This window comes from Neisseria sp. P0008.S004, from assembly GCF_051962755.1.
Classification (GTDB): Bacteria; Pseudomonadota; Gammaproteobacteria; order Burkholderiales; family Neisseriaceae; genus Neisseria; species Neisseria subflava_A.
Window position 1 is genome coordinate 296,509 of the sequence record NZ_JBQCUZ010000001.1, and the last position, 15,492, is coordinate 312,000.

Consider the following 15,492-nt stretch of genomic DNA (forward strand, 5'->3'; position numbering starts at 1 on the left):
TTTACCATTTTAATGAACTATCCGACTACACGCAAAAGCCCTATTTATTTTCATTTGACGCCAAACAATAAAATCATATCGATACAGACGTTTGGGGCAGTTTGACGGTTTCAGGTAGAATAACGCCAAATTCATCAACCGTTCAGAAAGCCGCCGCCATGTATTCACTCGTCCGCCCTATCCTGTTCCGTTTCGATGCAGAAAAGGCCCATCATTTCACGCTCAACAGTTTGCGTTCTATCGAAAAACTCGGCCTGCTGCCCAAAGTAGACAGCCACACCCGGCCAACCGAGCTGATGGGTTTGCAGCTGCCCAATCCGGTCGGCTTGGCGGCGGGTTTGGACAAAAACGGCGAGTGCATCGATGCGTTTGCCGCTTTGGGTTTCGGCTTTGTCGAAATCGGCACGGTAACGCCCAAGCCGCAGCCGGGCAATCCGCAGCCGCGCCTTTTCCGCGTTCCCGAACACCAAGGCATCATTAACCGCATGGGTTTCAACAACCACGGCATCGACGCAATGATCCGCAACATTGAAAACAGCCGTTTTAAAGGCATTTTGGGCATCAACATCGGCAAAAATGCCGTTACGCCGATTGAAAATGCGGCCGACGATTATCTGATTTGCTTGGAAAAAGCCTACGCCCACGCAAGCTACATCACGGTCAATATTTCCTCCCCCAATACGAAAAACCTGCGCGCCTTGCAGGGCGGCGACGAATTGAGCGCATTGTTGGAGGCCTTGAAAAACAAACAGGCGCAACTGGCAGCCGCGCATGGCAAATATGTGCCTCTGGCGGTCAAAATCGCGCCGGATTTGGACGAAGCGCAAATCGACGACATCGCCCATGTGGTCAAATCTGTGGAAATGGACGGCATCATCGCCACCAACACAACCATCGACAAATCAAGCTTGGACAGCCATCCGCTCGCAGGCGAACAAGGCGGCTTGAGCGGCTTGCCCGTTCGCGAGAAAAGCAATCAGGTGTTGAAACTTTTGGCGGAACGCATTGACGGCAAGCTGCCGATTATCGGCGTCGGCGGCGTCATGAACGGCGCGGACGCGGCAGAAAAAATCCGCTTGGGTGCCAGTGCGGTTCAGGTGTACAGCGGTTTGATTTATCGCGGCCCTGAGTTGATTAAAGAGTGTTTGGCTGCGTTGAAATGATACTTTCCTAAAAAACAAGGCCGTCTGAAATCTTTCAGACGGCCTTTTGCTATGCTTTCATTCTTCAAACAGATTGCCTTGTGCCAATAAGGTTTTGACCGGTGCGAAATCGCGGCGGTGTTCCGGCAATACGCCGTATTGTTTCAATGCGGCCAAATGTTGCGCCGTGCCGTAGCCTTTGTGGCGGTCAAACCCGTATTGCGGATAGCGTTTCGCCAATTCATACATTTCTGCATCACGCGCGGTTTTGGCCAAAACCGAAGCGGCGGAGATTTCAATAATTTTGCTGTCGCCTTTGACCACGGCCTCTGCAGGGACATTCAAATCTTTCGGCACACGGTTGCCGTCTATCCATACTTTGTCAGGCACGACCGACAACCCCTCGACTGCGCGCTTCATCGCGGCCATGGTTGCGTGCAGGATGTTCAGTTGCAGGATTTCGTCGGGATCGGCAAAGGCAATGCTCCATGCAACCGCCTGTTCCTTAATCATCTGCGCCAACATATCGCGCTTTTTTTCGCTCAGTTTTTTTGAGTCGGTCAAACCCGGCAGGTCAAAATGTTCCGGCAAAATCACTGCCGCCGCAAATACGCTGCCGACCAAAGGGCCGCGCCCCGCTTCGTCCACGCCTGCGCTTAAAACCGTCGCCATTTCTTCACCGCCTGTCTGATTCAAAGCCGCCATTATATCCGCTTGCGGCAGATAAAATCCGCAATAGGACAAGCCGTTTGGGAGCAGTTCAAATTTCATCTGCTTTACCAATCAGTTATAATTTACATCCCCACATACCCATACGTCTTACAACATGCCTGCCCAATCCGAACGCCTCCATTTTTCCGAACGCTGGCTCAACGCCTACGAACGCTACCGCTATCGCCGCCATATCCACGCCTTCCGCCTCGGCTTGGCAATCGTGTTTTCCACCCTGTTGGCCAAAGTCTTCCACCTGCAACACGGCGAGTGGATCGGCATGACCGTCTTTGTCGTCCTCGGCATGCTGCAATTCCAAGGCGCGATTTACTCCAAAGCAGTCGAACGCATGCTCGGCACGGCCATCGGTTTGGGCGTCGGTTTGGCCGTTTTATGGTTGAACCAGCATTATTTGCAAGACGGCGTTTTCTTCTATCTGATTATCGGCGCCGCCAGCGCAGTGGCCGGTTGGTCTGCGGTCGGCAAAAACGGCTATGTCGCCATGCTTGCCGGTTTGACCATGTGCATGCTCATCGGCGACAGCAGCCACCACTGGCTCGACAGCGGTCTGATGCGCGCCATGAACGTTTTGATTGGTGCCGCCATCGCCATTGCCGCCGCCAAACTCCTGCCCCTGCGCTCCACACTCATGTGGCGCTTCATGCTTGCCGACAACCTCACCGACTGCGCCAAAATGATTGCCGAAATCAGCAACGGCAAACGCATGACGCGCGAGCGTTTGGAACAAAACATGATTAAAATGCGCCAAATCAACGCCCGCATGGTCAAAAGCCGCAGCCATCTGGCCGCCACATCCGGCGAAAGCCACATCAGCAACAATATGATGGAAGCCATGCAGCATGCCCATCGCAAAATCGTCAACACCACCGAGCTGCTCCTGACCACCGCTGCCAAACTGCGCGCGCCCACGCTCAACGAAAGCGAAATCCGCCTGCTCGACCGCCACTTCAACCAACTCCAACGCGAGCTGCGCCTGACCGTCCGTCTCATCAAAGGCCACTACGCCCGCCGCATCCGAATCGATACTTCGCTCAATGCCGAACTAAGCAAACCGGCCGCCCGCCTGCATTACGACTGGCAAGGCTTCCTCTGGCTCAGCACCAATATGCGTAACGAAATCGCCGCATTGGTGATTCTGTTGCAACGTTCGCGCAATAAATGGTTGGACAAAAAAGAATTGCAGCGCCTGAAAGAACACCTGCGCAACGACAACAAGCCCAAATCGGAAGAGGCCGTCTGAAAAAGGCCTGTCGTATTTTTACCCAAACCCCGCCGCAAGACAGCAAAAGGCCGTCTGAAACCCAATGGTTCAGACGGCCTTTCCATCAATTCATCCGCAATAAATGCCGCATAAAGCAAAATCCCCTGCGATTGCAGGGGATTTTTATATTTGGTTGCGGGAGCAGGATTCGAACCTACGACCTTCGGGTTATGAGCCCGACGAGCTACCATGCTGCTCCATCCCGCGTCAGAAGTTGTAACTATACAGAAAGGCGGAATTGCTGTCAAGCGTTTTTGACAGAAAATATCCAAACGTTGCTTTACAAAAAACCGGCCGCGTGGTTTAATTTTCGTTAATAAAGAAACAGGGGTGCTGCTTTCAAACCGAGCGGCTGAGAAATACCCTTTACACCCGAACAGGATAATACCTGCGTGGGGAGTTTCGGCAAATGTGATTTTAGACGGTCGATTGAAGATATCCGCAAGGCCGTCTGAAAAAAAGCAATGCTCCTGTTTCCATTTCATAACCGAGAAACAGGAGCAATTTTTATGACTACCGCTAAAAAAACCGGCGATGAGGCGCGCCGTCTTTCCGACTTGAGTGAAGACATCGGCATCCGCTTCCAATATCCCAACTCCGACCGCGTCTATATCCCAGGCAGCCGCGCCGACATCCGCGTGCCTTTGCGCGAAATCCGTCAGGACGACACCTACACGGCGCAAGGCACGGAAGCCAATCCGCCGATTCCGGTGTACGACACCAGCGGCGCATACGGCGATCCGGCGGCACACATCGACTTGAAACAAGGGTTGCCGCACGTCCGCACTGCATGGCTGGACGAACGCAGCGACACCGAAATCCTGCCCAAGCTCTCCAGCGAATACGGCACCGAACGCGCGCACGATCCGAAGACCGCCCATCTGCGCTTCAACCAAATCACCCGCCCGCGCCGCGCCAAAGCAGGCCGCAACGTAACCCAGCTCCACTACGCCCGCCAAGGCATCATCACGCCGGAAATGGAGTTTGCCGCCATACGCGAACGCATGAAGCTAGACGAGCTTTTCAGACGGCCCGAATACGCCAAACTCTTGAAACAACACGCAGGGCAAAGTTTCGGCGCGAACATCCCGACTCATCCCGACCAAATCACGCCCGAATTCGTGCGCCGAGAAATCGCCGCCGGACGCGCGATTATCCCCGCCAACATCAACCATCCCGAACTCGAACCGATGATTATCGGCCGCAACTTCCGCGTCAAAATCAACGGCAACTTGGGCAATTCCGCCGTTACCTCCAGCCTGACCGAAGAAGTCGAAAAAATGGTGTGGTCGCTGCGTTGGGGCGCAGACACGATTATGGATTTGTCCACCGGCGCGCACATCCACGAAACGCGCGAATGGATTATCCGCAACGCGCCCGTCCCCATCGGCACTGTACCCATCTATCAGGCTTTGGAAAAAACCGGCGGCATTGCCGAAGATTTGACTTGGGATTTGGTGCGCGATACCTTAATCGAGCAGGCGGAACAAGGCGTAGACTATTTCACCCTGCACGCAGGCGTATTGCTGCGCTATGTGCCGATGACCGCCAACCGCCTCACCGGCATCGTATCGCGCGGCGGCTCCATCATGGCGAAATGGTGTCTCGCCCACCATCGGGAAAACTTCCTCTACACGCATTTCGACGAAATTTGCGAAATCATGAAAGCCTACGACGTATCGTTCAGCCTCGGCGACGGCCTGCGCCCCGGCTGCATTGCCGATGCCAACGACGAATCCCAATTCGCCGAATTGCACACCTTGGGCGAATTGACCGCCAAAGCGTGGGAACACGACGTCCAAGTCATGATCGAAGGCCCCGGCCATGTGCCGTTGCAACGCGTCAAAGAAAACATGACCGAAGAGTTGCAACACTGCTTTGAAGCGCCTTTCTACACCCTCGGCCCGCTCGTTACCGACATCGCCCCCGGCTACGACCACATCACCTCGGGCATAGGCGCGACCAATATCGGCTGGTACGGCACAGCCATGCTCTGCTACGTGACCCCGAAAGAGCATCTCGGCCTGCCCGACAAAGAAGACGTACGTACCGGCATCATCACCTACAAACTCGCTGCCCACGCCGCCGACCTCGCCAAAGGCTGGCCGGGTGCACAATTACGCGACAACGCCCTGAGCAAGGCGCGTTTCGAGTTCCGCTGGCGCGACCAATTCCGCTTAAGCCTCGACCCCGAACGCGCCGAGAGCTTCCACGACGAAACCCTGCCTGCCGAAGGCGCGAAAATCGCCCACTTCTGCTCGATGTGCGGCCCAAAATTCTGCTCGATGAAAATCACGCAGGAAGTACGCGACTACGCCGACAAGCAAAAAGCCCAGCGGCAAGGCATGGAGGAAAAAGCGATTGAGTTCGTCAAAAAAGGAGCGAAGCTTTACAGCTAAAACATAAAACAAGAAAAGGCCGTCTGAAAATGTTTCAGACGGCCTTTTTAGCAAATAGTCTTGAAGCCAAGCACATACGCCCTGCGGCTGCTTATTTTTCTACCCTGCGGAAATGGTGCGGACGGAAGCCGAGCGCGGCGAGGGAAACGAAGTAGAGGCCGCCGCCCAAGGCAATCAGGACGCAGAGTTGGCCTGCTTTTTTAAAGCCGCCGACGTGTACCCATTCAAACGGCAGATAAGATTGCGCCAGCCACAAACCGCCGCCCATGACGACCAAAGAGATGGCCATTTTGACCAAAAACGCAGCCCAACCTTTGCCGGGGCGGTAAATGCTGTGTTTGCGCAAAAGGAAAAACAGCAAGCCTGCATTCAGACACGCGCCTAAACCGATAGCGAGGGACAGGCCGACGTGTTTGAGCGGCGAAATGAAGGCGAGGTTCATCAACTGCGTGCAAATCAGCGTGAAAATAGCGACTTTAACGGGGGTTTTGATGTTTTGACGCGCGTAGAAGCCGGGCGCCAACACTTTAATCATAATCAGACCGATCAAGCCGAAGGAATAGGCAATCAGCGCATATTGGGTCATTTGCGCATCATGCAACGTAAATTCACGGTACATGAACAAGGTCGTAACCAGAGGGAAAGACAACACGGCAAGGCCGACGGCGGCAGGCAGGGTCAGCAGCATGCACAGGCGCAAACCCCAGTCGAGCAGGCCGGAAAACTGCTCGGTATCCTGACTGGCGGCGTGTTTGGACAAGGTGGGCAATAAGATTGTACCGAGTGCTACGCCCAAAACACCGGTCGGCAATTCCATCAGTCGGTCGGCGTAATACATCCATGACACGCTGCCGGACTGCAAAAATGAGGCAAAAATGGTGTTGATAACCAAGGAAATCTGCGCCACGCTCACGCCCAAAATAGCCGGGGCCATCTGTTTCATTACGCGGTTGACCGCTGCGTCTTTAAAGCTGAGTTTGGGCATTTTCAAGAAGCCCAATTTTGCTAACCAAGGCAGTTGGAACACCAGCTGCAACACGCCGCCGACAAATACCGCCCACGCCAAAGCCATAACAGGCGGATCAAAATACGGTACGAAAAACAGGGAAAAGACGATAAAGGAGATGTTCAAAAAAGTCGGCGTAAAGGCGGGAATGCCGAATTTATGATAGGAGTTGAGTATTGAGCCGACAAAAGACGACAAGGAAATCAAAAAGATATAAGGAAATGTCACCCGCAGCAGATCGATGGAGAGCTGAAACTTATTGGCTTCTTTGGCAAAACCGGGCGCAGAAACATAAATCACCCACGGCGCGGCAAGTATACCCAGCGCGGTAACGATGACCAGCACAAACGACAACATACCGGCCACATGGCGCACAAACGCCTGCGTGGCTTCGGGTGAGCGGGTTTCTTTGTATTCCGCCAAAATCGGTACAAAGGCTTGGGCAAATGCGCCTTCTGCAAACACGCGCCGCAGCAGGTTGGGCAGTTTGAACGCGACAAAAAACGCATCCGTCGCCATGCCTGCACCAAACGCACGGGCAATAATCGTATCGCGCACAAAGCCCAAAATGCGCGACACCATCGTCAGGCTGCCAACCTTGGCCAAGGCTCCCAATAAATTCATGTATTTTCCTTAATTGTCTTTCAGGCCGTCTGAAAATCCGGCTTCTTCCAATACTGCCGCCGCCGCCAATGCCGCCGTATCTTTCTTCAACAGCAGATGCAAGGCGTGGAAATCCTGTTCCAATGCGGCCACTGCCTCAGGGCGGTCATACCAGTCTGCAACGGCCTGCGCCAGTTTTTCAGGGACGGCATCGTGTTGCAGCAGCTCGGGAACGGCGGCTTTACCCAACAGAATATTGGGCAAACCGACATGCGGCACTTTGATTTTGTTTTTCACATACGCATAAGTCAGCGGCGAAATTTTGTAGCTGATGACCATAGGCCGCTTGCACAAGGCCACTTCCAAAGTCGCCGTACCACTGGTGACCAATACCACGTCGGCAGCGGTGCAAACCGTATCCGACTGCTTGTCGGTCAACGTAATGGGAAGGGCGGCGAACTCAGGCTGCGCCAAAATTTCGGTAATGCGTTTGCGCGTTGCGGCCGTCGCCACAGGCAGCAAAAACTGTGCCTGCGGATAACGTTTCAGCAGCAATAAGGCCGTCTGAAAAAACACCGCCGCCATGTAATCGATTTCGCTCACGCGGCTGCCGGGCAATATCGCAAACACGGGCACGTCCGCAGGCACGCCCAGCTTCTGCCGTGCCGCCGCCCTATCCGCTTCCACGGGCATGGTTTGCGCCATTGGATGGCCGACAAATTCGGCCTTGCCGCCGGCATCGATATAAAGCTGAGGCTCCATCGGAAACAGGCACAACACGCGGTTGACCTGATGTACGATTTTATTGACCCGTTCGCGCCGCCACGCCCAAACCGACGGGCTGACGTAATGAATGGTATGAATGCCTGCCTGCTTGAGTTTTTCCGCCACGCCGAGATTAAAGTCCGGCGCATCGATGCCGATAAACACATCCGGCTTGAGGCGGATTAAATCGTTCACCAGCCCTTTGCGAATTCTCAAAATTTGCGGCAGGCGTTTGATGACCTCAACAAAACCGCGTACCGCCAGCTTTTCCTGATCGTACAAACTCTCGAAACCCTCCGCCTTCATGCGCTCGCCGCCGATGCCGGTAAACCGCGCATTCGGGCAACGCGCCTTAATGGCACGGATTAAGTGTGCGCCGAGCAAGTCGCCGGAAGCTTCGCCGACGCTGATGGCGATAAGGGGGGAAGGATTGGAATTCATGTGTTGAGGTTTAAAAGCTAAAAGATTTTGGGCAGACATTTGCCCGCCCGTTTTCAGACGGCATCGGCGGCAAACAGACAGGAAACCTGCCCTACTGCGCGGATTTTTGCAATCCAAAGGCCGTCTGAAAAAGTTTCAGACGGCCTTCAATCCATCCATCAACGGATAATGCCGCGTGTGGATTGTGCAAAAAAGTCTTTAAATACCGCCAATTCGCTTTGGGTTTCGGCACGTTTCAGAATGTCTGCCTTGGCCTCTTCAAACGGAATGCCGCGATGGTAAATGGTTTTATACGCATCTTTGACGGAGGCAATTTGTTCGGCAGTGAAACCGTTGCGGCGCATACCTTCGCTGTTGAGGCCGGCCGGTTCGGCGCGGTAGCCTGCAGCCATGAAGTACGGCGGTACGTCTTTGTGTACGCCGGCGGCAAACGCGGTCATGGCGTAGTCGCCGATTTGGCAGAACTGGAACACCAGCGTGTAGCCGCCCAAGACGACGTAGTCGCCGATGGTAACGTGGCCTGCGAGTGAGGCGTTGTTGGCGAAGATGGTATGGTTGCCGACCACGCAGTCATGGGCGAGGTGGCAGTAGGCCATAATCCAGTTGTCGTCGCCGATACGGGTTTCGCCGATACCGGTAACCGTGCCGAGGTTGAACGTCGTAAATTCGCGAATGGTGTTGCCGTTGCCGATAATCAGCTTGGTCGGCTCATCGCGGTATTTTTTGTCCTGCGGAATTTCGCCGAGGCTGGCAAATTGGAAAATGCGGTTGTTTTCACCGATGGTCGTATGGCCGTTGATGACGACGTGCGGGCCGATTTCGGTATTCGCACCGATTTGCACATTGGGGCCGATGATGCTGTATGGGCCGACTTTGACGCTGGAGTCGAGTTCGGCTTTAGGGTCGATGACGGCGGTCGGATGGATAAGGGTCATGCTGTCTCCTTGCTGTCTGATACAGGTATTGCCTGCAAGATGCCGTCTGAACGTTCAGACGGCCTGTCCCATTCTTACACCACGCGTTTGGCGCACATAATCACGGCTTCAACGGCAACTTGGCCGTCGACTTTGGCAACGGCGTTGAATTTGCCGATACCGCGTTTGTTGGTCAGCAGCTCGACTTCAAAAACCAGTTGGTCGCCGGGGATGACTTGGCGTTTGAAACGGGCATCGTCGATACCGGCGAAGAAGAAGAATTCGTTTTCTTTGCGGCCGCCTTCGCTGAGGATGGCCAGTGTGCCGCACGCTTGCGCCATGGCTTCGATAATCAACACGCCAGGCATCACGGGCAGGTCGGGAAAGTGGCCTTGGAACTGCGGCTCGTTCATGGTGACGTTTTTAATCGCAGTCAGGGTTTTCATCGGTTCGAACGCAGTAATGCGGTCGAGTTGCAAAAACGGATAACGGTGTGGGATAAGTTTTTGAATGTCTTTGGCTTCGATCGGGAGTTGTACGTCCATGATGTTCGTCTTTCCTTATTTGTATTGGGTTTAAACGTATTCGGATGCGGGGCGCGGACTGTTTGCGCCGCCTTTAGGCTTCGTCGCTGTCGGCAAGCTGTTTTTCCAGCGTTTTGAGGCGTTTGTTCATTTCGCTCAAACGGTGGATATAAACGGCATTGCGCGCCCAGTCTTTGTAGCCCGACATCGGGAAAATACCGGCCAGATGCTGGCCGCTTTCGGTAATGCTGTGGGTAACTGATGTACCGCCGCCGATGGTGGTTTTATCGGCGATTTCGATGTGTCCGACCGTGCCGACGCCGCCGCCGATAATGCAATAATTGCCGATGGTGACGCTGCCGGAAATACCGGTTTTGGCGGCGATAACGGTGTGCGAACCGATTTTGCAGTTGTGGCCGATTTGGACTTGGTTGTCGATTTTGGTGCCGTTGCCGACGGTCGTGTCGCTCATTGCGCCACGGTCGATATTGGTGTTCGAACCGATTTCCACATCATCGCCCAGCGTGACTGCGCCGGTTTGCGGGATTTTAAACCATGAATCGCCGGCGAAGGCCAAGCCGAAACCGTCTGCGCCGATGACTGCGCCGCTGTGGATTTCGACACGGTTGCCCAAAGTGCAGCCGTAATAGATGACGGAGTTGGGATGCAGCACGACTTCATCGCCCAACGTGCAATCGTGTTGAACAACGGCATTGGCCAAAATACGACAGCCTTCGCCCAATACGGCATTCGCGCCGATATAGGCATTCGCGCCGATTTCGCAGCTTGCCGGCACTTTGGCGCTGGCCTCAACAACGGCAGTCGGATGTACACCGCCCTGTGCTTTGACAATCGGCGAGAACAATCGTGCCACTTTGGCAAAATAAAGATAAGGGTCGGCAGCCACAATCAGGTTGCGGCCTGCAAATTCATCTGCGGCTTTCGGCGACACAATCACTGCGCCTGCCTGGCTGTCGTGTACTTCGGCTTTGTATTTCGGATTGGCCAAAAAGCTGATGTGTTCCGCCTGAGCCTGATCCAACGGACGGACGGCGGTAATGGCGATGTCTTCGCCTTTCCATTCGCCGCCGAGTTGGGAAACGATTTGGGACAGGGTGTATGCTTGTGAAGTCATGATAATCTGCCGTCAAGATGTCAGGCCGTCTGAAAGATGCCGGTTTGGGTTTCAGACGGCCTTAGGTTTGTCTGTATATCACATTCGCTGCCGAGCAGAGTCAGTGAGCATTTAGGGCTTTGATAACGCTGTCGGTAATGTCGTAACGGCCGTTGACGTAAATCACGTCCTGCAAGATGAAGTCGTAACCTTCGCGCTTGGCTAAATCGACGATGACGCGGTTGGCATTTTGCTGGAGCGCGGCGAATTCTTCATTGCGGCGCAGATTGTAGTCTTCTGCCAACTCGGCCTGCTGCTTGCGGAATTTCTGTACCAGATTGCGCCACTTTTGGGTTTCCGCTTCCCTTTGGCTGTCGCTGAGCTTGTCGCCGCTCAGTTTTCGCTCCAAAGCCTCGCCTTCCTGTTGCAACTTTTGCAAGGCGGTTTGACGGCTTTTGAACTCTTTTTCCAAAGTCATCTGAATGCTTTGCGCCTGCTTGGATTCCTGATAAACGCGCTCGGTATTGATAAAACCGATTTTCTGCACGCCATCCGCCGCCGCTTGCGGCAACAGCACGAAACCCGGCAGGGCTACGGTGAGGACACGGAGGGTGTCGGCTATTTTACTCATGATAAAAATCCTTGCTTGAAAACAAACGGGCGGTTTGCAATAAGCTTGCCGCCAATCTGCCATGAGGCCGTCTGAAACGGACAAACCCGGTTTCAGACGGCCTAAACATCATCAGAATGTCGTACCGAGTTGGAATTGGAAGCGTTGGATTTCGTCGCCTTCTTTTTTCTTAATCGGATAAGCATAACTGAACTTCATCGGACCCAGCGGAGAGAGCCAGGTCACGGCAGCACCGGCAGAGTAACGCAATTCGTTTTTGAATGTCGATTTGTGCGTTGTGCCTACGCCATACACGTTTTGGAGCGCGCCGTTGGTGTAATAAGAATTGCTGCTGCTGTCGTTGTAGGTTTTGCCGTCCCACACGCTGCCCGCATCGGCAAACAGGCTCAGACGGACGGTACGCGAATCTTTAATACCCGGCATCGGGAAGAGCAACTCTGCGGAAACGTTGGCTTTTTTGTTACCGCCGTAGCTGATTTTCTCGCCGTATTCGTCATAGACTTTCGGGCCCAGCGTACCGCTTTCAAAGCCGCGGACGGAGCCTAAACCGCCGCCGTAGAAGTTCTCAAAGAACGGCATTGTTTTGGTTTTGCCGTAGCCGTTGCCATAACCGACTTCGCCACCCAGCATCAGCGTGAAATCTTTGCTCAACGGGAAGAACCAAGTTTGGTTGTGGGTCAGGGTGTAGTATTGCAGGTCGCTGCCCGGCAAAGCGATTTCGCCGTTTACGCCGGTCAGGTAACCGCGGGTCGGCCACAAGGCATTGTCGGTTTTGTTGCGGCCCCAGCCGATGGTACCTTTGTACAACCAGCCTTTGAAGTTACCCACGCCACTGCCGTCGCCTTTACCGTATTGATTGATAAAGTCGGCATAGCGTTTAGGCGCGCCTTTGTAGGTGTTAACAGTCAGACGCTCTGCGGCCAAACCGAAGTTTACACGGTCATATTCGGTAACCGGAATACCGATACGCAAACCGCCGCCGAAAGTCGTGGTTTTATATTGTTTCGCGCTGGAAGAAGCTTTACGCGGGTCGTAAGACTTGCCGTAAAGGTCGTAGCCCAAGCTTACGCCGTCAGGTGTGAAATATGGGTCGGTAAACGACAATGAGCCGTTTACTGTGGTTTTACTGCGGGAAGCGCGCAGGGCAACGGATTTACCCGTACCGAACAGGTTGTCTTGAGCCACGCCGGCAGACATCACCAAACCGGTATCCTGAACCCAACCTGCGCTCAAGTCGAGCGAGCCGGTAGAACGTTCGGTCAGGCTCATGTTCAGGTCAACTTGGTCAGGCGTATTGGCCACAGGAGCCGCATCAAATTGAACGTTGTCGAAGTAGCCCAACAACTCAACGCGCTCTTTAGAACGTTGCAGTTTGGCAGAATCGTAAGGCGCCGATTCCATTTGGCGCAACTCGCGGCGGATGACTTCGTCACGGGTTTTGTTGTTGCCGGTAATGTTGATTTCGTTTACATAGATTTTGCGGCCCGGTTGAACGGTCAGTACAAAATCAACGGTATGCGTTTCGGCATTTGGAATAGGTTGGACATTGATTTCGCTGAATGCGTAACCTGCCTGACCCATGCGGTTTTGAATGGCTTCGAGCGAATTGGACATTTGCGCGCGCTCGTACCATTTGCCCGGCTTCATGGTCAGCAGTTTTTCCAAATCTTCTTTCGGCACTTCCAGCGTATCGCCTTCGATGCGTACATTGCCCCAGCGGAAGCGGTCGCCTTCGCTGACAGTTACTTTAATGGTTTGCTTGGTTTTGTCTTCGTTGGTTTGGATATCGGTATCCAAAATACGGAAGTTGAAGTAGCCGTTGTTTTGGTAGTAATTGGTGATTTTTTCCATGTCCTGAGCAAATTTTTGCTCATTGAACTGGTTGCTCTTAGTGATCCAAGTCCACATGCCGCCTTCGCTCAGGGACATTTGCTTCATCAGACGGCGGTCGGAATAAACTTCGTTGCCTTCAAATGAAATATCGGTAATCTTGGTAGATTTGCCCTCTTCGATGGCAATATCGATAGACACGCGGTTGCGGGCGAGTTTGGTTACAGTCGGCGTGATTTGGACAGACTGTTTGCCGCGGCTCAAATACTCTTCTTTCAAACCGGCAACGGCTTGGTTCAGCGTTGCTTGGTTGAAGTATTGGGATTGCGCCAAACCGAAGGCTTCAAGGTTTTTCTTGATGGCATCGTTTTGCAGCATTTTCGCGCCGGTAATATTGAGCGAGCTGATGGTCGGACGCTCAATCATGGTCAGCAGGACTTGATTGTCCATGGTTTCGACGCGTACGTCGTCAAAGAAACCGGTTGCGTAGAGTTTTTTAATGATTTCTTCACTGCGCGCATCATTGAAATTATCACCGACTTTAACGGGTAGGTAGTTGAAGACGGTACTTGGCTCGGTGCGTTGCAGGCCTTCGACGCGGATGTCCTGAATGGTAAAGTCAGCCAATGCCAGCGGGGACAGGCTCAATACCATTAAAGCGGAAGCAATCTGGTTCAGTTTCATAAATTATCCAAACAAACGGTTGATGTCATTAAAGAAAGCCACAGCCATCATCAAAAGCATGGCTGCCAGTCCGAAGCGCAGGCCGGCTGCCTGTATGCGCTCGCTCAAAGGCTTTCCGCGTATCCATTCGGCGGTATAGAAAACCAGATGTCCTCCGTCTAAAACGGGCACGGGCAAAAGGTTCAACACGCCTAAGCTGATGCTGACCAAGGCCAGAAATTCAAGGTAGCTCTGCAATCCGAGTTTGGCGGATTGTCCGGCGACATCGGCAATGGTCAGGGGGCCGGAAATATGGTTCAAAGAGGCATTGCCTGTAACCAGTTTTCCAAAAAATTTGAGGGTCGTCCACGAATAGTTGACGGTTTTGTTCCAACCCAATTCAAAGGCTTGGGCAACGGAAGGCGTATAACGGTAGCGGATGGTTTTATCCCACTCTTTATCCGCCTGGGCAGCAAGCCCTGCTCTACCCACCAGCACGCCTGCCGACTGCTCGACGCTGTCCGGCCGGATAGCGGTCACCAGTATTTTACCGTCGCGCTCGTAAGTCAGTTCGATTCGTTTGCCGGGGCTGGCGCGGAAGAGTTCCGTCCATGCCTGCCAGCTTTCGATGGGCTTCCCATCGGCGGTCAGCAGTTTGTCGTTTTCCTTCAAACCTGCTTTTTCGGCCGGACTATCAGCCAAGACTTTGCCGATGCGGTTAGTAATTCTAAAAGGCAAAAGGCCGATGTTGCCTTGGTTTTTCGCAACTTTACCTGCTTCAGGCGTACCGGCGGCATCAATTATGCGGACGGCTTGGGCATTTGAGGCCGTCTGAACGGCGACTTTTACAGGACCGGCTTCAAGGTTCAACACCATCTCGGTTTGCGCATCGCTCCAGTCTTTTACGGCGATTCCGTTGACCGATACAATCTTATCGCCTGCCTGAAAACCTGCTTTGGCGGCAATACTGGCAGGCTCGACCATGCCGACATAGGGGCGCAACTCGGTTACGCCGAAGGAAAAGCTCAAACCGTAAAGCAAAACGGCCAAAATCAAATTGGTCAAAGGGCCGGCGGCAACAATGGCGATGCGCTTGGCCGGATGCTGCTTGTCAAAGGCATACGGCAAATCTGCCTCCGCCACCTCGCCTTCGCGCGTATCGACCATTTTAACGTAACCGCCCAGCGGAATCGGGGCAAGACACCACTCGGTATCGCCGCGTTTTCGGGTGAAAAAGGGCTTACCGAAGCCGACGGAAAAGCGCACGACTTTAACGCCGCACCAGCGGGCAACAATATAGTGTCCGAACTCATGCAGGCTGACCAAAATCAGAATGGCGACGATAAAGGCTAAAAAGGTTTGCAAAAAAAATCCCCTGGGTGGAATGTGATAATCAACGGATAAGGCCGTCTGAAAACCGATTATAAAGGCAGTTGTTCCATTTTGTCTGCCTAAATGCCAAGCGGT

The 15,492-nt window shown here is 53.6% G+C and carries 12 protein-coding genes, 1 tRNA gene and 1 riboswitch; of the genes, 3 read left to right on the forward strand and 10 right to left on the reverse strand.

Annotation, left to right across the window (positions count from 1 at the left end):
* Positions 1-158 precede the first annotated feature (158 nt).
* Positions 159-1,163: a quinone-dependent dihydroorotate dehydrogenase gene (locus tag ACTHSW_RS01455; protein WP_070461070.1), complete on the forward strand. Its 1,005-nt coding sequence runs from the start codon at positions 159-161 to the stop codon at positions 1,161-1,163.
* 57 nt (positions 1,164-1,220) lie between these two features.
* Here the strand turns inward: ACTHSW_RS01455 and rnhB are convergent, their stop codons facing one another.
* Positions 1,221-1,814, reverse strand: coding sequence for a ribonuclease HII (gene rnhB / locus ACTHSW_RS01460; protein ID WP_063068644.1), 594 nt, complete (start codon positions 1,812-1,814; stop codon positions 1,221-1,223).
* Between the two features lie 154 nt (positions 1,815-1,968).
* Between rnhB and ACTHSW_RS01465 the strand changes: the two genes are divergently transcribed.
* Positions 1,969-3,114 (forward strand): FUSC family protein, encoded by a 1,146-nt coding sequence (locus tag ACTHSW_RS01465; RefSeq protein ID WP_049323643.1) that lies wholly within the window; start codon positions 1,969-1,971, stop codon positions 3,112-3,114.
* A 151-nt stretch (positions 3,115-3,265) separates the two neighbouring features.
* Here the strand turns inward: ACTHSW_RS01465 and ACTHSW_RS01470 are convergent.
* Positions 3,266-3,342 (reverse strand) — tRNA-Met (locus ACTHSW_RS01470).
* A 109-nt stretch (positions 3,343-3,451) separates the two neighbouring features.
* A riboswitch (TPP riboswitch) is annotated at positions 3,452-3,551 on the forward strand.
* Positions 3,552-3,644: 93 nt separating this feature from the next.
* Here ACTHSW_RS01470 and thiC point away from each other — a divergent pair.
* Complete coding sequence (thiC, locus tag ACTHSW_RS01475; protein WP_070461068.1) at positions 3,645-5,534, forward strand: phosphomethylpyrimidine synthase ThiC; 1,890 nt, start codon at positions 3,645-3,647, stop codon at positions 5,532-5,534.
* 91 nt (positions 5,535-5,625) lie between these two features.
* On the opposite strand, the gene murJ is transcribed toward thiC, so the two are convergent.
* The 8 genes from murJ to rseP form a co-directional block, all read right to left on the reverse strand.
* Positions 5,626-7,164 (reverse strand): murein biosynthesis integral membrane protein MurJ, encoded by a 1,539-nt coding sequence (gene murJ, locus ACTHSW_RS01480; RefSeq protein ID WP_070461066.1) that lies wholly within the window; start codon positions 7,162-7,164, stop codon positions 5,626-5,628.
* Between the two features lie 9 nt (positions 7,165-7,173).
* Positions 7,174-8,349: a lipid-A-disaccharide synthase gene (lpxB, locus tag ACTHSW_RS01485; protein ID WP_107792311.1), complete on the reverse strand. Its 1,176-nt coding sequence runs from the start codon at positions 8,347-8,349 to the stop codon at positions 7,174-7,176.
* A 158-nt stretch (positions 8,350-8,507) separates the two neighbouring features.
* Positions 8,508-9,284 carry an acyl-ACP--UDP-N-acetylglucosamine O-acyltransferase gene (gene lpxA, locus ACTHSW_RS01490; RefSeq protein ID WP_107723875.1) on the reverse strand — a complete coding sequence of 259 codons (777 nt, stop codon included), beginning with the start codon at positions 9,282-9,284 and terminating at the stop codon, positions 8,508-8,510.
* Between the two features lie 74 nt (positions 9,285-9,358).
* The gene (gene fabZ, locus ACTHSW_RS01495; RefSeq protein WP_003681704.1) at positions 9,359-9,808 is read right to left on the reverse strand and encodes a 3-hydroxyacyl-ACP dehydratase FabZ; all 450 of its coding nucleotides are present in this window, start codon (positions 9,806-9,808) and stop codon (positions 9,359-9,361) included.
* Between the two features lie 73 nt (positions 9,809-9,881).
* Positions 9,882-10,922 carry a UDP-3-O-(3-hydroxymyristoyl)glucosamine N-acyltransferase gene (gene lpxD, locus ACTHSW_RS01500; protein WP_049328731.1) on the reverse strand — a complete coding sequence of 347 codons (1,041 nt, stop codon included), beginning with the start codon at positions 10,920-10,922 and terminating at the stop codon, positions 9,882-9,884.
* A 100-nt stretch (positions 10,923-11,022) separates the two neighbouring features.
* Positions 11,023-11,532: an OmpH family outer membrane protein gene (locus ACTHSW_RS01505; protein ID WP_070624925.1), complete on the reverse strand. Its 510-nt coding sequence runs from the start codon at positions 11,530-11,532 to the stop codon at positions 11,023-11,025.
* A 111-nt stretch (positions 11,533-11,643) separates the two neighbouring features.
* Positions 11,644-14,046 (reverse strand): outer membrane protein assembly factor BamA, encoded by a 2,403-nt coding sequence (gene bamA / locus ACTHSW_RS01510; RefSeq protein ID WP_440373746.1) that lies wholly within the window; start codon positions 14,044-14,046, stop codon positions 11,644-11,646.
* 3 nt (positions 14,047-14,049) lie between these two features.
* Entirely contained in the window at positions 14,050-15,390 is a 1,341-nt protein-coding gene (gene rseP / locus ACTHSW_RS01515; protein ID WP_070461057.1) for an RIP metalloprotease RseP, read from the reverse strand.
* Between the last annotated feature and the right edge of the window lie 102 nt (positions 15,391-15,492).